Source organism: Microbacterium sp. zg-Y1090 (assembly GCF_030246945.1).
GTDB lineage: Bacteria > Actinomycetota > Actinomycetes > Actinomycetales > Microbacteriaceae > Microbacterium > Microbacterium wangruii.
On record NZ_CP126742.1, the window covers coordinates 33,032 to 50,692 of the forward strand.

Annotated in this window: 14 protein-coding genes; 8 read left to right on the top strand and 6 right to left on the bottom strand. The window is 71.7% G+C overall.

The annotated features are described in order from the left end of the window. Positions 1-3 precede the first annotated feature (3 nt). Both nucS and QNO26_RS00170 read right to left on the bottom strand, forming a co-directional pair. Positions 4-702 (bottom strand): endonuclease NucS, encoded by a 699-nt coding sequence (gene nucS, locus QNO26_RS00165; RefSeq protein ID WP_257532584.1) that lies wholly within the window; start codon positions 700-702, stop codon positions 4-6. Positions 703-711: 9 nt separating this feature from the next. Beyond that, positions 712-1,959 (bottom strand): MFS transporter, encoded by a 1,248-nt coding sequence (locus QNO26_RS00170; protein ID WP_257532586.1) that lies wholly within the window; start codon positions 1,957-1,959, stop codon positions 712-714. Positions 1,960-2,018: 59 nt separating this feature from the next. Here QNO26_RS00170 and QNO26_RS00175 point away from each other — a divergent pair, with 59 nt between their 5' ends. The 7 genes from QNO26_RS00175 (at position 2,019) to mnhG (ending at position 9,386) form a co-directional block, all read left to right on the top strand. Further along, a complete protein-coding gene (locus QNO26_RS00175) occupies positions 2,019-3,071 on the top strand; it encodes a LacI family DNA-binding transcriptional regulator (protein WP_257638574.1) in 1,053 nt (350 codons plus the stop codon). Between the two features lie 98 nt (positions 3,072-3,169). Beyond that, a complete protein-coding gene (locus QNO26_RS00180; RefSeq protein WP_257638575.1) occupies positions 3,170-6,103 on the top strand; it encodes a Na+/H+ antiporter subunit A in 2,934 nt (977 codons plus the stop codon). Continuing rightward, positions 6,100-6,624 (top strand): Na(+)/H(+) antiporter subunit C, encoded by a 525-nt coding sequence (locus QNO26_RS00185; protein ID WP_257532593.1) that lies wholly within the window; start codon positions 6,100-6,102, stop codon positions 6,622-6,624. Before QNO26_RS00180 ends, QNO26_RS00185 begins: the two co-directional genes overlap by 4 nt. Further along, positions 6,621-8,186 carry a Na+/H+ antiporter subunit D gene (locus tag QNO26_RS00190; RefSeq protein ID WP_257532596.1) on the top strand — a complete coding sequence of 522 codons (1,566 nt, stop codon included), beginning with the start codon at positions 6,621-6,623 and terminating at the stop codon, positions 8,184-8,186. The genes QNO26_RS00185 and QNO26_RS00190 overlap by 4 nt, the downstream gene beginning before the upstream one ends. Beyond that, complete coding sequence (locus QNO26_RS00195; RefSeq protein ID WP_257638576.1) at positions 8,183-8,767, top strand: Na+/H+ antiporter subunit E; 585 nt, start codon at positions 8,183-8,185, stop codon at positions 8,765-8,767. The genes QNO26_RS00190 and QNO26_RS00195 overlap by 4 nt, the downstream gene beginning before the upstream one ends. Continuing rightward, positions 8,764-9,033, top strand: coding sequence for an MrpF/PhaF family protein (locus tag QNO26_RS00200; RefSeq protein ID WP_257532599.1), 270 nt, complete (start codon positions 8,764-8,766; stop codon positions 9,031-9,033). Before QNO26_RS00195 ends, QNO26_RS00200 begins: the two co-directional genes overlap by 4 nt. Beyond that, positions 9,030-9,386 carry a monovalent cation/H(+) antiporter subunit G gene (gene mnhG, locus QNO26_RS00205; RefSeq protein ID WP_257532601.1) on the top strand — a complete coding sequence of 119 codons (357 nt, stop codon included), beginning with the start codon at positions 9,030-9,032 and terminating at the stop codon, positions 9,384-9,386. The genes QNO26_RS00200 and mnhG overlap by 4 nt, the downstream gene beginning before the upstream one ends. 34 nt (positions 9,387-9,420) lie before the next feature. Here mnhG and QNO26_RS00210 read toward each other — a convergent pair whose 3' ends face one another. Then, on the bottom strand, positions 9,421-10,614 hold the full coding sequence (locus QNO26_RS00210) for an alpha/beta hydrolase (RefSeq protein WP_257638577.1): 1,194 nt from the start codon (positions 10,612-10,614) through the stop codon (positions 9,421-9,423). Between the two features lie 237 nt (positions 10,615-10,851). Here QNO26_RS00210 and QNO26_RS00215 point away from each other — a divergent pair, with 237 nt between their 5' ends. Further along, entirely contained in the window at positions 10,852-12,531 is a 1,680-nt protein-coding gene (locus QNO26_RS00215) for a glycosyltransferase family 2 protein (protein ID WP_257532605.1), read from the top strand. A 29-nt stretch (positions 12,532-12,560) separates the two neighbouring features. Here QNO26_RS00215 and QNO26_RS00220 read toward each other — a convergent pair whose 3' ends face one another. The 3 genes from QNO26_RS00220 to QNO26_RS00230 all read right to left on the bottom strand — a co-directional run bounded on the left by QNO26_RS00220 (position 12,561) and on the right by QNO26_RS00230 (position 17,586). Beyond that, positions 12,561-14,048, bottom strand: a complete 1,488-nt coding sequence (locus tag QNO26_RS00220) for a phytoene desaturase family protein (protein WP_257532607.1) — start codon at positions 14,046-14,048, stop codon at positions 12,561-12,563. Next, the gene (locus tag QNO26_RS14435; protein ID WP_306824462.1) at positions 14,045-14,776 is read right to left on the bottom strand and encodes an SRPBCC family protein; all 732 of its coding nucleotides are present in this window, start codon (positions 14,774-14,776) and stop codon (positions 14,045-14,047) included. Before QNO26_RS14435 ends, QNO26_RS00220 begins: the two co-directional genes overlap by 4 nt. A 131-nt stretch (positions 14,777-14,907) precedes the next feature. Further along, entirely contained in the window at positions 14,908-17,586 is a 2,679-nt protein-coding gene (locus tag QNO26_RS00230) for a penicillin acylase family protein (protein ID WP_257638578.1), read from the bottom strand. Between the last annotated feature and the right edge of the window lie 75 nt (positions 17,587-17,661).

Sequence of the window (17,661 nt, forward strand, 5' to 3'; positions counted from 1 at the left end):
GGGTCAGAACAGGCGGGGCGCGCCGGAGTCGATGCCCTTCATCTCGTCGTAGTCCAGCGTCACGCAGCGGATGCCGCGATCGGCGGCGAGCACCCGCGCCTGCGGCTTGATCTCCTGGGCGGCGAAGACGCCGGTGACCGGCGCGAGGTGCGGGTCGCGGCCCAGCAGCTCGAGGTAGCGGGTGAGCTGCTCGACGCCGTCGATGTCGCCGCGGCGCTTGACCTCGACCGCGACGGTGCCGCCGGCGGGATCGCGCAGCAGCAGATCGACCGGGCCGATGGCGGTGGGGAACTCGCGGCGCACGAGCGTCAGACCTTCGCCGATCACCCCCACCTGCTCCGCCAGCAGGCGCTGCAGGTCGGCCTCGACGCCGTCCTTCACGAGGCCCGGGTCCACCCCGAGCTCATGCGATGAGTCGTGCAGCACCTCGTAGATGCGCACCACCAGCGAGTCGCCGGTCTTGGCGTGCGTCACCCGCCACTGCTCGACGACCTGCTCCTCGAGCTCCTCGGCGACCGCCGGGGTCTCGACCGTGAGGGAGCAGGGTGGGCTCATCCAGTTGAGGGGTTTGTACGACCCCCCATCGGAGTGCACCAGCAGACTGCCGTCGCCCTTGTGGACGAGCAGGCGCGTCGCAGTGGGCAGGTGCGCGTTGAGGCGCCCCGCGTAATCGACGGAACAGCGGGCGATGACCAGACGCACCCGACGAGCCTACCCGTGCTCCCCGGTGCGACCCGCACCGACGGCGGCACCGGCGGGCGGTCGAGCCGACGACGACGCGAATCCCGACGCCGCCACGAGCGCCACGACCACGAACAGCGTGTTCAGCAGGCCGATCCGGTCGCTGATGAAGCCGAGCACGGGTGGACCGCACAGGAAGGCGACGTACCCGATCGTGGCGGCGGCGCTCACGCGGGCAGCGGCCTTGGCGGGGTCGTCGGCGGCCGCTGACATGCCCAGAGGGAAGCCGAGCGAGGCGCCCATGCCCCAGAGGGCGGCGCCGACGAACACGAGGGGCAGGTTGGGCGCGAGGATGAACAGCAGGATGCCGGCGGTGGCCGTCACCGCGAGCACGCGCAGCACCCCCACCCGGCCGAATCGGTCCACCAGGGGGCCACCGAGCACCCGGACGACGGTCATCGCGACGGAGAACACCATCAGTGCCGCGGCGCCCAGCGCCTGCCCGCCGCCGTGGTCCTCGCTCACGCCGAGCGCGAGCCAGTCGTTGGCGCCCCCCTCAGCGAAGGCCATGCCGAGCATCACGACGCCCAGGGCGTAGGTGCGGGGCTCCCGCCAGGCCGAGAGCGCGAGGGCGAGGCGCGCACGCCAGCCCTCCCGGGGCGTGTCCGGATCGGTCTGCGGGGCGTCGGCGCCGAGGTGGGTGGGTACGTTGGCATGGGCGACGAAGGCCACCACGAGGATCACCACCGCCACGATCGCGGTGTGGGTGAACACGTCGATGCGCAGGGTCGCGGCGAGGGCGCCCAGGCCGGCGCCGAGCACCGTGCCCACGCTGAAGAAGGCGTGGAACAGCGGAAGCAGCGTCTTGGAGGACTGCGTCTCGATCGCGGCGCCGTCGACGTTCATCATCACGTCGACGGATCCGTTGCCGAAGCCGAAGAGCACGAGGCCGATGAGCACGAGCGCGATCGACGGGACGAGATTGGTGCCGATGCCGATCAGGGCGACGCCGCCGGCGAAGACGATCATCGCGCCGAGCATGCCGGTGCGCGTGCCGAAGCGGGCGATCACCACCGACGACGCCGAGAGGCCCAGGATCGAGGCGACCCCCATGCCCAGCAGCAGCAGCCCGATGTCGCTGTTCTCGATGCCGAGGTCGGCTTTGATCGACGGAACGCGCGACGCCCAGGTCGCGATGCTCAGCCCGCTGGCGGCGAAGATCGCGAAGATGGCGGTGCGCCAGCGCACGAACGGGGAGCGGGCGAGGTCGATGGTCACCGAGTCAGCGTAGCGAATCGATTCGACGGCGAAATCGCGCAGGCTACGATCGGGAGGTCATGAGCACACGCCGCGCAACGATCGCCGACGTCGCCCGCACCGCGGGGGTCTCGCCGTCGACCGCGTCCGTCGTGTTCAGCGGCAAGACCCCCGTCACGGATGCCACTCGGACGCGCGTGCTCGATGCCGCCGCCGCCCTCGGGTACACCGGGCCCGACCCGCGCGCGGCGTCGCTGCGGCTGGGGCGCTCGGGCATCGTGGGAGTGGTGTTCATCGGGCACCTCGGCGCCGCGTTCGTCGATCCCGTGGTGCGGGCGATGATGGACGGCCTTGCCGAAGCGGTCGCGCCGGTGGATGCCGCCCTGCTGCTGCTGCGCGACAGCGCGGGCGCCGCTGCGCAGGGCGCGCAGGTGACCACCGCCCCGATCGACGCGGCCGTGCTGGTGGGCTGCACCCCCGCCATGGCGGAGTCCCTCGCGATGCTGCGCGCCCGCGGCGTCCCGGTCGTGGTGATCGAGGGCGACGCCGGGCCGGACGTGCCTCGGGTCATCCTCGACAACAGGGAGGCGCAGCGGACCCTCGCCGAGCGGGTGCGCGCGCTCGGCCACACCGAGGCGGCCATCGTGACCCTGCCGACGCATCGCGGCGGCGTGCCGGGGTGGATCGACCCCGATCGGCAGGGGCAGATCGCCATCGACGTGGTGCGCGACCGGCTGGCGGGTGCGCGGGAGGTCTACCCGCACGCCGCGGTGTTCGCCGCCGAGGGGAGCTCGATCGATGCCGGGCTCGCCGCCGGCCGTGCGATCCTGGCCGATCCGGCGACGCGCCCCACCGCGGTGCTCGCGCAGAGCGACCTGCTCGCGGCGGGTGTCGTGCGCGCCGCGGAGGAGCTGGGACTCACCGTGCCGGGCGATGTCAGTGTGACCGGCTTCGACGGCATCGATGTGGACGGTCTCGCGCCATTCGTGCTCACCACCATGGTGCAGCCCGCGGCCGAAAAGGGCCGAGCGGCCGGTGCGGCCGTGATGGCCATGCTCGACGGTGAAGAGGCCCCGTCGGTGTGCTTCCGGAGTGTGTACCGCGAGGGGAATACGACCGCTCCGCGCCGCTGATCGGGCCGCCGGCGACCGGGAGCACTTCTTCGCCCCCGTAGAATGGATCCGATCCTGAACGCCCGTGCCTTTGGCTGCGACCCCTGAGGAGGCCGCGTATGCTGCTCCTCCTCGGCGCGTTCGCGATCCTCCCGCTGACGTTGCCGTGGCTGGTCGGCCGCATCGGCGCCCGCGCGTTCTACGTCGCCGCGATCCTCCCACTGGTGGCGTTCGCGCACACCCTGACGCTGGCTCCCGACGTGTTCGGCGGGCGCACCCCGTTCGAGACGTTCTCGTGGATTCCGGCGCTGGACATCTCGGTGTCCATGCGCATGGACACCCTCGGGTGGGTCATGGCCCTGGTCGTCACCGGGGTCGGCGCGCTCGTGATGATCTACTGCCGCTGGTACTTCGACGGCAAGCGTGACGGCGTCGGACAGTTCTGCGCAGTGCTGCTGGCCTTCGCCGGCGCGATGTACGGCCTCGTCCTCACCGACGACATCGTCGTGCTCGTGATGCTCTGGGAGGTCACCAGCGTCCTGTCCTACCTGCTCATCGGCTTCTACCATCGACGCGGCGCCAGCCGCCGTGCCGCACTGCAGGCGCTCCTCGTGACCACCCTCGGCGGTCTCGTCATGCTGATCGGCGTCGTGCTGATGGTGGTCGCGACCGGGACGACGAGTCTCTCCGGCATCCTGGCGCTCGCCCCGACCGGTCCGGTGATCGACGCCGCGCTGGTGCTCATGCTCGTCGGCGCCCTCAGCAAGTCGGCGATCTTCCCCTTCCATTTCTGGCTGCCCGGCGCCATGGCCGCACCCACCCCGGTGAGTGCGTACCTGCACGCGGCGGCCATGGTGAAAGCCGGCATCTACCTCATCGCGCGTCTGGCCCCGGTGTTCGCCCTCGCAGCGCCCTGGCGCCCGATCGTGATCGGGCTCGGCATCCTGACCATGCTGATCGGCGGACTGCAGGCCCTGCGCGAGTCGGACCTCAAGCGCGTTCTCGCCTTCGGCACCGTCAGTCAGCTCGGCATGCTCACCGCCGTCCTGGGCTACGGCACGCGCGATACGGCGCTGGCGGGCCTGGCGCTGCTGATCAGCCACGCGCTGTTCAAGTCGGCCCTCTTCCTCGTGGTCGGCGTCATCGACCGCCAGCTGTCCACCCGAGACATCGCGGAGCTGTCGGGAGTCGGGCGCCAGGCGCCGACACTGGCGGCGTTCTCGATCATCGCCGTCGCCTCGATGGCCGGCGTCATCCCGACCATCGGGTTCGTCGCCAAGGAAGCAGCCCTCACCGCCTTCCTCCACGAGGGGCTGGGTGGCCAGGTGTGGGCGTGGGTCGGTCTCGTCGGTTTGGTTCTCGGTTCCATTCTGACCGCGGCATACGGCATCCGATTCGTCTGGGGCGCGTTCTGGACCAAGAAGGATGCCATCGGCGAGCCCATGCCGCGAACGGAATGGCCAGACCCGCCGATTGGATTCCTCGGCGCCCCCGTCGTGCTGGCCGGCCTCACACTGGTCGCGGGACTGGCCGCCCCGCTCATGGACAGCGCGCTGGCGACCTACGCCGACACGGCGCCCGTCGCGAGCCCGGGGGTGACGGCGCCCGATCACGTGTACCACCTCGCCCTCTGGCACGGCCTGGAGCCGGCCCTGTTCCTCTCGCTCGGATCGATCGCCGTCGGCGCCGTGCTCTTCTGGCTCGTCATCCGGTTCCGCGCACCCAAGCGGCTGCTCCCTTTCACCGCCGCCGACGCGTACAACGCGGTGCTGCGCGGGATCGCCCGGATGGCCGTGTTCACGGTGACCGTGACCCAGCGAGGATCGCTTCCGGTGTACGTGGGCACGATCTTCGTGGTGCTGGTCGCCGCGGAGGGCACGGCGCTGCTGGCGTCCCCGCAGTGGCGCATCAGCCTCGATGCCTGGCAGTCACCGACACAGCTGCTCGTCGCGCCGGTCATGATCATCGCCGGCATCGTCGCCGTGCGCGCCCGCAAGCGCTACACCGGCGTCGTGCTCGTGTCGGTCACCGGGCTCGGCATGGTGACCCTCTTCGCCACGAGCGGCGCCCCCGACCTCGCCCTCACGCAGGTGCTGGTCGAGACGGTCACCCTCGTCGCCTTCGCGCTCGTGCTGCGCCGCATCCCCGCCCGCCTGGGCGAGCACAACGCCTCGGTGCTCCCCGTGGCGCGCGCCGTGCTGGCCGTCGCGGTGGGCGTCACCATGGCCGCCGTCGCCGTCGTCGCGACCGGCGCCCGGGTGGCAGAGCCGATCTCGGCGGTGTTCCCCGAGCTCGCCTACGAGCTCGGTCACGGCAAGAACGTCGTCAACGTCACCCTCGTCGACCTGCGCGGCTGGGACACGATGGGCGAGCTCTCGGTGCTGATCCTCGCGGCCACCGGTGTGGCATCCCTCGTCTTCGTCACGCATCGCGCCGACACGTTGTCGCGCGCGGTCTCGCCGCTGCCCAACCTCGCGGTGCGCACGCGCCGGCCGCTCGTCGAGACCGACGAGGGACCGCGGCCGCAGACGGCGGACAACCGGGGTGCCCCGCGCACGTGGCTCGTGGGCGGGCAGCGGGTGCGGCCCGAGAACCGCTCGATCATGCTCGAAGTGATCGTGCGCATCCTCTTCCACACGATCATGCTCGTGTCGATCTACCTGCTGTTCGCCGGGCACAACCTGCCCGGTGGCGGCTTCGCCGGTGGTCTGGTCGCCGGTATGGGCCTCGTCATGCGCTACGTCGCCGGCGGCCGCTACGAACTCGGCGCGGCCGCGCCCACCGATGCCGGGCGCCTGCTCGGCGTGGGCATGGCGCTGGCGGTCGGCACCGCCGTCGTGCCGCTGCTCTTCGGTGAGGCGCCGCTGACGAGCACGTTCTGGGAAGCGAAGCTGCCCGTGCTCGGCCACGTCGAGTTCGTGACCTCGACGATCTTCGATGTCGGCGTGTACCTCGTGGTCATCGGTCTGGTGCTCGACGTGCTGCGCAGCCTCGGCGCGGAGGTCGACCGGCAGACGCAGGAGCTGCGGGAGAAGGGGGTGCTGTCGTCATGACCGTCTCCTTCACCCTCGTCATCATCATGGGCGCTCTGTTCGCCGCCGGGGTGTATGCGATGCTCGAGCGCAGCCTCACCCGTGTGCTCATCGGCTTCCTGCTGCTGGGCAACGCGGCGAACCTGTTCCTGCTCATCGTCATGGGCCGGCCGGGCACGGCCCCGTTCTTCGGGGCCGCCGATGCCGAGCAGATGAGCGACCCGCTGCCGCAGGCGCTCACCTTGACGGCCATCGTCATCACCTTCGCCGTCTCGGCCTTCCTCCTCGCCCTCATCTACCGCTCCTGGCAGCTCGGCCAGGCCGACACCGTCGAGGACGACGAAGAGGACGTCGCCGTGCGAGAGCGCAGCGCCACCGATGAGGACTCGATGGACGACGAGGTCGACGAGGAGGACGACGACGCGACGACGGACTTCGTCGGCGTCGAGACCGCACCCATCACGGTGCTGCACGCGAAGGACGTCCCCGGCTTGCGCGACGACGCCCCCACCGATCGCCCGGCCCGCGGAGGTGACCGATGAGCGCCCTCGTGCCCCTGCTGGTCGCCCTGCCGCTGCTCGGTGCCGCCGTCGCGCTCATCGCGGGGCGCCACCGCCGCACCCAGGTCGCGGTCTCCACCCTCACGCTGACGCTGGTGTGCATCATCGCCGCCGTGCTGCTGGTCGCCGTGGACTCCTCGGACCTCCCCATCGCCGTATCGGTGGGCGGATGGCCGATCCCCTTCGGCATCGTGCTGTACGTCGACCGCCTCGCGGCGCTGCTGGTGATGGTCTCGAGCATCGTTCTGCTCGCCGTGCTGCTGTTCTCGGTGGGACAGGGCGCGGCCGACGGCGATGACGAGACCCCGGTGTCGATCTTCCACCCGTCGTACCTGATCCTCGCGGCCGGTATCTTCAACGCCTTCATCGCCGGTGACCTGTTCAACCTCTACGTCGGGTTCGAGATCCTGCTGGTCGCCTCGTACGTGCTGATCACGCTGGGCGGCACCGAGTCGCGCATCCGCACGGGCGTGGTCTACATCGTCGTCTCGCTGGTGTCGTCGATCCTCTTCCTCTCCGCCATCGCCGCGATCTACGGAGCGCTGGGCACGGTGAACATGGCGCAGCTGTCGCAGCGGATGGGGGAGCTGCCGCAGGAGACCCAGCTGGTGCTGCACCTGCTGCTGCTCGTCGCCTTCAGCATCAAGGCCGCCATCTTCCCGCTGTCGTTCTGGCTGCCGGACTCCTACCCGACCGCGCCCGCGCCGGTGACGGCGGTGTTCGCGGGCCTGCTGACCAAGGTCGGCGTCTACGCGATGATCCGCACCGAGACGCAGATCTTCCGCGACAACGACGTCAACACCCTCCTGCTCATCGTCGCGCTGGCCACGATGATCGTGGGGGTGCTGGGTGCCGTCGCGCAGGCGGAGTTGAAGCGCATCCTCTCGTTCACCCTCGTCAGCCACATCGGCTACATGGTGTTCGGGCTCGCGATCGCGACCCCCGCCGCGATCGGCGCGACCGTGTACTACACGGTCCACCACATCGTCGTGCAGACGACGCTCTTCCTCGCGGTGGGACTGGTGGAGCGCCGGGCGGGGTCCACATCGATCCTCAAGGTGCGCGGACTCATGCGCGCCGCCCCACTGCTGGCGGTGCTCTACTTCATCCCCGCGATCAACCTGGGCGGGCTCCCGCCGTTCTCCGGGTTCATCGGCAAGTTCGCGCTGTTCGACGCCGCGGCATCCGTCGGCACCCCGCTCATGATCGTCCTGATCGTCGGCGGCATCATCACCAGCCTGCTCACGCTGTACGCCCTGATGCGCGCCTGGAACCTGTCGTTCTGGCGCGAGGACGAAGACGACCACGCCGAGGCCGAGACCGAGGATCGCCTGTCGTATCTCGGCGGCGCCCCCGCGGCCGCCGCGCAGACGCGCCGACGTGTGATCCCGCGCATCATGACCGCCGCGACGACGGGCATGGTCGTGCTCACCGTCTCGCTGACGGTGTTCGCCGGACCGCTCTATGACGTGTGCACGCGCATCGGCGCGTCTCTCATGGACCCGGTGACCCTCGTGCAGCTCGAGGAGGGGACGCAGCGATGAGTCCCCACCGGTCCACCGTCCTCACCCAGCTGTGGCGACAGCTGCCCTTCTTCGTCTGGCTGATCGCCCTGTGGATGCTGCTGTGGGGCCAATTCACGCCGCTGGCGTTCGTCACCGGGCTGGCCGTGGCGGTCTTCGTCACCCGGGTGTTCCGCCTGCCGCCGGTGGAGCTGTCGGGCCGCGTGAACCTCTGGTACGGCCTGGTGTTCCTGCTGACGTTCTTCGGCGCCGTCGTGCGCGGCTCGCTGCTCGTGGCGTGGCAGGTCGTCGACCCGCGACGCTACCCCGGCACCGCCATCGTCGCGGTGCCGCTGCGCACCGACGACGACCTGATCATGACGCACGTCGGAGTGACCGCCTCCCTCATCCCGGGGTCGCTGGTGGTCGAGGCCGACCGTGACCGCCGCATCCTCTACCTCCACGTCATCGGCGTGGACAGCGAAGCCGATGTGGTCAAGCAGCGCACCGCCATCCAGGGCTGGGAGGCGCGCATCGTGCGCGCCGTGGGATCGCGGGCGCAGCTGGAGAAGATCCGCGCGGCGGGCGTGACGTCGCCGCAGCAGGGAGGCACGCCGGTATGAACCTGCTGCTGGTGCTCATCTACGGGGTCTTCGCCGTCTCCGGCGTGCTGACCCTGTGGCGCATCATCATCGGCCCGTCGATCCTCGACCGGGCGGTGGCGTCGGACGTGCTGCTGACGCTCGTGATGTGCCTGCTGGGCGCCGACATGGCGATCAACCATCACACCCGCACCCTGCCGGTGCTGCTGATCATCGCCGCCGTCGGCGTCTTCGGCTCCATCTCGATCGCGCGGTTCGTCGCGAGAAGGGACAACACCGACCGATGAACGCCGTGCTGGATGTGCTCTCGATGGTGCTGATCCTCCTGGGCGCGCTGCTGTGCCTGACCGCAGCGGTGGGCCTGCTGCGGTTCCACGACGTGCCGTCGCGACTGCACGCGGCGACGAAGCCACAGGTTCTCGGTCTCATCCTCATCTGCCTGGCTGTGGCGCTGTCGGCGCGCTCCTGGGCGGTCGTGGCGTTCCTCGTCGCGATCGTGCTGGTGCAGCTGGCCACCGCACCGCTGTCGGCGCACATGGTCGGCCGCGCCGCCTACCGCAACGGCACGCTCGACAGGCGCTCGCTCTTCACCGACGAGCTGGCCGAGTCTCGCGAGACGCCGCCCGCCGCCGGCGGCTGAGCCGTCGCCCTCGCGCGCGTCCGGCGGGGGCCGGTCACAGCGCGTGCAGCTGCCTCAACGTGCCCACGACATCCCGATGCCAGCGTCGCGCCGCCGGGAGGACCCCGGTGAACATCGGGGTGTCATGGGTGACGCCCAGGTACTGCACCACGCTGGCCGGCACTCCGGCTGCGCGCAGCTTCGCGCCGTACGCGGCGCCGTCGCTGCGCAGCGGGTCGTACTGCGCCGTCAGGATCACCGCGTCCGGCAGCCCTTCATGCGAGGGCGCGCGCATCGGCGATGCGAGCGGGTCGCGGGCATCGCCGTGCTCGCCGAGATACGTCCTGGCGATGGAGCGCATCTCCCGTGTCGCCACGATGCTGGGGATGCCGAGCGCGCGCGTCGCACCCAGATCCACGTACCGGCCGGTCAGATCGGTGACGGGAACCTCGAGAAGCTGCAGCCCGATCGGCAGGTGCGTGCGGTCGCGGTTGGCGATCGTCAGTGCCGCAGCGATCGACCCGCCCGCCGACGTGCCCGCCACGCCCATGCGCCGTCCGTCCACACCGAGGGACGCCGCGTTCTCGTGCAGCCACAGCAGGGCCGCGTGGGCCTGCTCGACCTGTGTGGGGAAGCGGTGTTCCGGCGCGAGCGCGTAGTCGACGGCGGCCATGACGACCCCGGCATCCGCGGCGCGCCGGCGGTTGGCGGCATCCGTCGTCGGATAGTCGATGCCCCCGATGCGGAAGGCGCCACCGAAGAAGGTCAGCCACACCGGCAGAGCCTGTCCCTCCGCGACGTCGGGGTAGTACAGGCGCACCTTGACCGAGGGGAACCCCCGCACCGGCACGATGTGCTCCGCGGTGCGCAGGTCGGGACCGGGCGTGCCGATCGCCTGGAGCTCCTTGCGGTCCCAGGCCAGCGCGGCCCGGCGATGCCGCTCGCGCGCGCTGCGGGGGTGGGAGACACCCGGTTGCGCGGATGCCGCCTCGCGCGCGGCCGCCCGCGGGTGGGCGGTCACGCCGCCGTCGGCGAGTGGACCACCGCCGGCGGCAGCGGTCGCCCCGGGCACCGCAGTCGCGGCATCCGGTGCGGGGCGCCGGTGCCCGGACGACGCGCGCGGCAGCACGGCCTCGCGGATCTCCGCCCACCACCGGTTCCACCGCGCCCGGTAGGACTTCAGGGTGCTCTTGATGAGGTACCGACGATGCGTGCGCAGCCGCTCCGCGAAGTACGGGTCCAGTGGCATGCGATCTCCTCGAAACGGGGTTGGATTCTCTTGAGCGGCGGCGCCGGTCAGCAGCCCAACGCGTGCGGCATGTAGACCCGAGCATGCCCGGCGCCCCGCGCGCAACCCCTTCATCCCGGTTGCTCCGCCGTAGTTGGGTGGAAGCATGAGCAGGCGATCGATCCGTTCCGCATCCCGCGCCACGTCCGTCCGGCGCGCCGGCCCCTTCGCCGCGGGTTCGCGCCGCGGGTGCACGGCGTGACCGCCGCGTCTCCCGCCGCGCCGGTGCGCGTGAGCGTGGTCGTCCCGGTCTTCCGTCCCGGTGCCGGCTTCGACGATCTCATCGCCTCGCTGGATCGTCAGACGCTGCAGCCGCACGAGTTCGAAGTGCTGCTGTGCGACGACGGGTCGGGCCAGCCGACGCAGGCGCGACTGGCGGAGGTCGCCCGCACCCGCCCGCACGTGCGCGTGCTCACCCTGCCGCACAGCGGATGGCCGGGTGCGCCGCGCAACGCCGGCGTGGATGCCGCACGGGGAACGTACGTGCAGTTCGTCGACCAGGACGACTGGCTGTTCGACGGGGCGCTCGAGGATCTCTGCGATTACGCCGACCGCTACGACTCGGATGTCATCATCGGCAAGGAAGTGGGGATCGGCCGGCGGATGCCACGGCAGATCTTCCGCGATGACATCCCGCGCGCGGTGCTGGGCAAGGATCCCATCCTCGAGGTGCTCACGCCTCACAAGATGTTCCGCACGTCGTTCCTGCGCGCGCACGGCATCCGCTTTCCCGAAGGGCGCGTGCGGCTGGAGGATCACCTCTTCGTCATGCAGGCGTACTTCGCCGCCGCCACCATCTCCGTCCTGGCGAGCCGCCCCTGCTACGCGTGGGTGAAGAACGATGAGAGCGCCAGCGCATCGCGCATCGACCCGGTGACATACTTCCCCCACCTGGAGACGGTGCTCGATCTCGTCGAGGCGAACACCGAACCCGGCCGGCAGCGGGACACCCTGCTGCGCCACTGGTATCGCGGCAAGATCCTGAACCGGCTCGAAGGCCGGCGGTTCGTGCGCTATCCGCCCGAGTACCGCGAGGAATTCCTCGACGTGGTGACGCCCATCAGCCGCGCGCGCTTCGGCCCCGGCGTGGACGCCGGGCTGGCCTTCCCGCTGCGGGTGCGTTCCGCGCTGCTGCGCGAAGACCGGCGCGAAGACCTGCTGCGCTTCGCCGAGTTCGAGGCGGGCATCGGATGCCGGGCGGAGATCACCGCGGCCAAATGGACGCCGCGCGGTGCGCTGCGGCTCGACGTGCGCGTGCGCTTCGATGCCGGACCGGGGGAGGCGCCGGTGTTCGGGCCGGCGACCGCGCGGGACGCCGTCGCCGCGGGCGGGGCAGAGGCGACGATGTCGGGCGCCCAGGGGTCGGACGCGGTGGCTGCGACGCCGCGCGGTGCGGTGTGGCATCCGCCGGCCGGCCTCGGCGCCGATTTCCTCCCGGTCGAGACGCGGGATGCCGCGCGTGACCTCAAGCGCGACCGTGTCGACCTGGTGCTGCGCGACGAGGCCGAGGGTCAGGAGTACGCCATCCCGGGCACCGGCCGGCTGACGGCGGGCCGGGCGCGAGTCACGATCGATCCCATCAGCATCTTCACGCGGCGCGATCGCACCCGCGGCGGGTCGCTCGTCGCCGACGTGCGGCACGCGGGGTGGTCGTTCCGTACGCCGCTGCGCGCCGAGCCCGGAGTGCTCGCCGCGCTTCGCCGCCCGCCCTTCCTCGCCGGGTCGCTCTGGCGGCTGACGGAGGGGCCGGACGGAACGGTGGAACTGATCCGCGACGGTCGGTCGGTGGGGCGCGTCCGCGATCTCGCGGCCCGCGCGGTGCGCCGCGCGCGGTCGCTCGCGCGCCGGGTGGTCCGGCGGCTGCCGATCCGGCGCTGAGACGCGGCCTGCGGCGACGTCGCGCACCCTCACTCGGCGTCGAGGTCGCTCCCTCGGCGTCGCGCATCCCGGCTCGGGGCCAGGGATGGGGCGTCGGGGAGACGGAAGGTGTGGCGCAGTGCCGAGCGGGCGGCGTACCAGCCGGAGAGGCCGTGCACTCCGGGGCCGGGCACCGTCGACGCACCGCAGAGGTACACCCCCGGCATCGGGGTGCGCCACGGGTCCGTCGACAGCACCGGGCGACGCAGCAGCTGTGGCAGCGTCGCGGCGCCGGCGCTGATGTCGCCGTCGATGTAGTTCGGGTTCTCCTCCGGCAGCTGCGCCGCCGTCACGCTGCGGCTGTCGAGGATGAGGTCGCGGAAGCCGGGTGCCGACCGCTCGATGGTGCGGATGATCGCCTCCCGCTGGTCCACCGTCGAGCCCGCGGGCACGTGCGTGTACGTCCACAGCGTCTGCGCGCCCGCCGGGGCACGCGTGTCATCCAGCACGGAGGGCTGCGAGACCAGCACGTACGGTTCGGCGGCATGGCGCCCCTGCGCGACGTCGTTCTCGGCCCTGGCGATGTCCGCCCGCGTCCCGCCCAGGTGCACCGTGCCCGCCAGGCCCACGCGAGGATCCGCCCAGGGCACGGGGCCCGACAGCGCGAAGTCCACCTTCGCGGCGGCGTTGCCGTACCGGAACGACCGCAGCGCCCGCCGGTAGCGGGAGGGGAGGGACCCCTGCGCCAGGTGCAGCAGCGCCCGCGGCGTGACGTCGAGCAGCGTCGCCCGTGCCCGGGGCAGCTCCTGCAGCGACGTGACCTCGTGGTCGGTGACCACTTCGCCGCCGTGGGCGACGAGGTCGGCGATGAGGGCGTCGATGATCGTCTGGCTTCCGCCTCGGGGGATCGGCCACCCGCCCGCGTGCGCATGCGCCTGCAGCGCCAAGCCGGCACCGGCTCCGACCACCGACGGCTGCCGCACGATGGCGTGGGCGGAGACTCCGGTGATCATCGCCGGGGCCACCTCGTCGGCGAAGCCGGCATTCCACGCCGGTGACCCCTGTGCCAGCGCCCGAAGTCCGAAGAGCACGGCGGTGAGCGGATGCCGCGGCACCCCGATGAGGTTCGATCCGGTGAACTGGGCGACCTCCAGCGAGCGGGCCGCGAGGGGGCCGATCAGCCGCCGGTAGGCCGCACCGTCGCGGCCGAGCTCCGCCGCCGTGCGTTCGAGGTCGCGGTAGGCGATGCCGGCGCGGCCCGGCAACGGGTGGGCGAAGGACACCTCGGGGGTGAGCAGCTCGATGCGCTGCGCCAGCCCGAACGCGCGGAAGAAGGGCGAAGCGAGGGCGAGGGGGTGCACCGCGGAGCAGCCGTCGTGCCGGAATCCGGGCAGGGTCAGCTCCTGCGTGCGCGAGCCGCCGCCGGCCTGCGCCGCGCGCTCGTAGACCCGCACCGCCAGTCCGGCCCTGGCCAAGGTGACGGCCGCCGCGAGGCCGTTGGGTCCGGAGCCGACCACGACGGCATCGAGCATGCTCATCCGGAACTGTCCGTGCGCGCCGCGGAGCGGTCGGCATCGGCCTGGTCGCCGGCGGCATCCTCCCCGGTGTCATCCTGCGCGTTGTCATCCTGCCCGGTGTCATCCGCGCGCTCATCGCCGGCAGCCGCGCCGGCGGCGTCGCCCGAGGGGACATCCACGGACGCGGGGTCGTGCGCCCCGCGCTCGGCCTCATCGGCGGAGGCCGTGTCCTCCCGGGCCTCCCGCCCGGGGGTGGCTTCGGAGGATGCCGGGACATCGGGTCGCAGAGTCGGCGCACCCTCTTCGCGCTCGCGTCGACGGCCCTCCGCGAGGAACGCCAATCGCCGCAGGGTCTCGCGGTTGCGCAGGCGCATCAGCGGTGCCCACAGCGCCCGCGGCACCGCGAGCGTCGGGCCGGCGACGGGCTCCTCGCCGATGCGCACCACGCAGCCCTGGGGGTGCTCACGCACTTCGATCGCGACGACGGCGCGGCCGATCGGCCCGCCCTTCGCCCGCAGACGCACGCGCTGCGGCGGCGACCACTCCACGACCTCGGTCTCGTCGTCGATCAGCACGGGCCAGGCGCCGAACGAGTGGTGGATCTTCGAGCCCTGCCGCGGCCATTCGGGCGCCACCGCGCGCATGCGCGCGGCTCCCACCACCCACACCGGATACAGCCAGCCGTCCGAGAGCGTCGCGAACACGTCGTCGGGCGTGCTGCGCATCACTCGTGCGATTCCGGAGGTCATGCGGGGATCCCTTCGTCGGTCTCGATGCCCCGATCGTAGGCGGCGGCCGCGGCCGGTGCCCGGGGGTTGCGCGCCGCGCGTGCACCTGCTCCGCCGCGCCGTTGCGCGGGCGCGATGCCCTCCGCTGCGCCTCAGCCCGCGGGGACGAGACGCAGCGTGTGCGTCGCCGCCTCCCGCACCGCCTCGTCGCTGAACGCCCACGGCGTCATCTCGGCGCGCTGCCAGGTCTCGGTCTGGTCGGTGTAGTTCGGGTGGAAGGCGTGGCCGCTGGTGCCGGTCAGGTGGTTCCACCGGGAGCCGTCGAGGTCGGCGAGGTCGATCACCATGCGCATCGACGGCACGGTCACCGTCTCGAACGAGCCGCTGCCGAGCACCCACCCGCTCGCATCCACGACCGACGTGCCGCCGCCCACCGGGTACGGCCCACGGTTGAACAGCCACTCGATGGGCGCGATGCCCGACGAGCCGAACGTGTCGCTGGTGAGGGTGAGGGCGTGCAGCGTCCCCCACTGCCACCGCGTCGGGTCCTCGCCCTGCAGTTCGGTGAGTCGGGCGGCGGCGTCCGCGGCGGAGCGCTCCAGCATCTCGCGCTGACCGTCGACGTCGAGCCCGGTGTTGGTCCACCAGGGGTCGGACGGCTCGTCCAGCAGCGTGTCGACCACGAGGAACATGCGCGCCTGGCTGCCTGCCGGAATGGCCGTGTCGCGCTCGCGCACGAACATGTTGGCGACGAGCTCGTCCCACAGCACGTTGGCATACGCCGCGGCGGCCGAGTCGGCGCTGTTCTGCGCGTCCCAGTCCGACAGCAGGGCGAGGGCGGCATCCGTCTGCGCATCGCCGGTGGTGATGTCCGCATAGACACCGGCGAGGCGCTTGCCCATCCAGAACTGCCTGTCGGCCTGGATGTCGCGCATGTCGTCGACGGTCAGCGGGCCCGCCGCCGCGGCGCTCTCGATGAGGTCGACGATGCGGGCGGCGCGCCAGCCGTAGTCCCAGTCGTTGGTGAGCAGGTACGGATAGCCCTCGCCGACCACGGCGTTGTTGGCCGTGACGATGTAGCCCTCCTCGGGGTTGTAGACCACCGGGAGCTCGTCGAACGGGATCATGCCCTGCCAGTCGTAGGCGGAGTCCCAGCCCGGCTGAGGCAGCGACCCGTCGCCGGTCCCGCGCACGGGCTGACGGCCCGGCGTCTGGTAGCCGATGTTGCCCTCGCGGTCGGCGTAGACGAGGTTCTGGGCCGGCACATCGAACAGCTTCGCCGCGGCGCGGAAGTCGGTGAAATCGGTGGCGCGGTCCAGCGCGAAGATGGATGCTGCGGTCGCCCCGGGCTGCAGCGCCGTCCACTGCAGACTCACCGCGTACTCGCCGCCGGCGGGCGTCGGGGCGGCATCGCCCGTGATGGCGGGGTCCTCGGCGATCTCGGTGAACTCGCCCGACAGCCCCGACACGATCGGCCCGTGCGCGGTGGAGCGGATCTCCAGCTCCACCGGGTCGCCGCCGGCCACCTCGACCATCTCGGTGCGCGTCTCCAGTGGGACGAGTGCGCCGTCGCGCCAGTACTCGTCGCCCTCGACGCGCTCGACGTACAGATCGGTGACGTCGCTGGTGAGGTTCGTGAACCCCCACGCGATGTCGCGGTTGTGGCCGATGATGATGCCCGGCACGCCCGAGAAGCCGAACCCGGTGACGTCGTAGGGGCACGCCTCCGACACCGTGCGACAGCGCAGGTGGCTCTGGTGCCAGACGCTCGGCAGCGACGCGCCCAGGTGCGGATCGTTGGCCAGAAGCGGCATCCCGGTCTCGGTCAGGGCGCCGGAGACGACCCAGGAGTTGGAGCCGACGCCCTCGCCCGCGCCGCCGAGCAGCGCAGAGGCGGCTTCGACCACGCTCTCGACCTCGACCCAGTCGATCGACGCGGCCGCCGATGATGCGGGCTCGCGGTCGGTGGGCTGCTGCGCGCTCGCCGTCGTGGTGCTTCCGGCTCCCGCGGCATCCGGTTCTGCCGCTGCCGGGGCGTCGGCGGTGATCAGCGGGACGATCACCGGGTTGCGCTCGAACGGGTACTCGGGGAACAGCTGCGCAACCTCCTCGGGGGAGTGGTCCCGCGCCATCAGCGCGCGGTCCGCCTCGACCTCGACGTTGCTCCGCAGGTCCCACGCCATCGCCTTGAGCCACGCGATCGAGTCCACCGCCGTCCACGGTTCGATCGAGTAGTCGGGGTTCTGCAGTCCCAGCACGGCGTACTCGAACGATGCGTCGGCGCCGTCGTTGTCATCGAGGAAGGCGTTGACGCCGGCGGCGTAGGCGTCGTACCCGGCGCGGGTCTCGTCGTCGAGCGCCTGCTCCTCCTGCGCGGCCAGCTCGTGCCAGCCGAGGGTGCGCAGGAACAGGTCGGTGGGCAGCTGGCTCTCGCCGAACAGCTCGGCCAAGCGTCCCGCCGTCAGGTGCCGGCGGAAGTCCATCTCCCAGAAGCGGTCCTGGGCGTGCACGTACCCCTGCGCGAAGAACAGGTCCTCGGGGGTCTCGGCGACGATCGTGGGGATGCCGAGCTCGTCGCGCAGCACCTCGACCTCGCCGCCGAGACCGGTCACCTCGACGGTGCCCGACAGCTGCGGGAACGAGCGCTGGATCGTGAAGACCACGGTGGCGGCGACGATGAGGGCGACGACGACGACCGCGGACACGAGGCCGTAGACCGTCATTCCGATGATGCGTCCGACCCGGCGGCGCGGCTTCCGACCCTCATCCGCGGTCGCGTCGGGTGCGTGCGGGTCCTCCGCTGCGGCCGTGGTGGTATCGCGTGTCGCCATCGAGCATCCTCAGTCCCACCGTGCTCACCATCGCGCACGGGTGTCAGCATGCTATCCCGCGCAGCGGGACACGTC

Excerpts from the sequence above, each read along its gene's own strand:
- QNO26_RS00175 (WP_257638574.1), top strand. The coding sequence starts at position 2,019 with ATGAGCACACGCCGCGCAACGATCGCCGACGTCGCCCGCACCGCGGGG.
- QNO26_RS00180 (WP_257638575.1), top strand. The coding sequence starts at position 3,170 with ATGCTGCTCCTCCTCGGCGCGTTCGCGATCCTCCCGCTGACGTTGCCG.
- QNO26_RS00185 (WP_257532593.1), top strand. The coding sequence starts at position 6,100 with ATGACCGTCTCCTTCACCCTCGTCATCATCATGGGCGCTCTGTTCGCC.
- QNO26_RS00190 (WP_257532596.1), top strand. The coding sequence starts at position 6,621 with ATGAGCGCCCTCGTGCCCCTGCTGGTCGCCCTGCCGCTGCTCGGTGCC.
- QNO26_RS00195 (WP_257638576.1), top strand. The coding sequence starts at position 8,183 with ATGAGTCCCCACCGGTCCACCGTCCTCACCCAGCTGTGGCGACAGCTG.
- QNO26_RS00200 (WP_257532599.1), top strand. The coding sequence starts at position 8,764 with ATGAACCTGCTGCTGGTGCTCATCTACGGGGTCTTCGCCGTCTCCGGC.
- mnhG (WP_257532601.1), top strand. The coding sequence starts at position 9,030 with ATGAACGCCGTGCTGGATGTGCTCTCGATGGTGCTGATCCTCCTGGGC.
- QNO26_RS00210 (WP_257638577.1), bottom strand. The coding sequence starts at position 10,614 with ATGCCACTGGACCCGTACTTCGCGGAGCGGCTGCGCACGCATCGTCGG.
- QNO26_RS00220 (WP_257532607.1), bottom strand. The coding sequence starts at position 14,048 with ATGAGCATGCTCGATGCCGTCGTGGTCGGCTCCGGACCCAACGGCCTC.
- QNO26_RS14435 (WP_306824462.1), bottom strand. The coding sequence starts at position 14,776 with ATGACCTCCGGAATCGCACGAGTGATGCGCAGCACGCCCGACGACGTG.
- QNO26_RS00230 (WP_257638578.1), bottom strand. The coding sequence starts at position 17,586 with ATGGCGACACGCGATACCACCACGGCCGCAGCGGAGGACCCGCACGCA.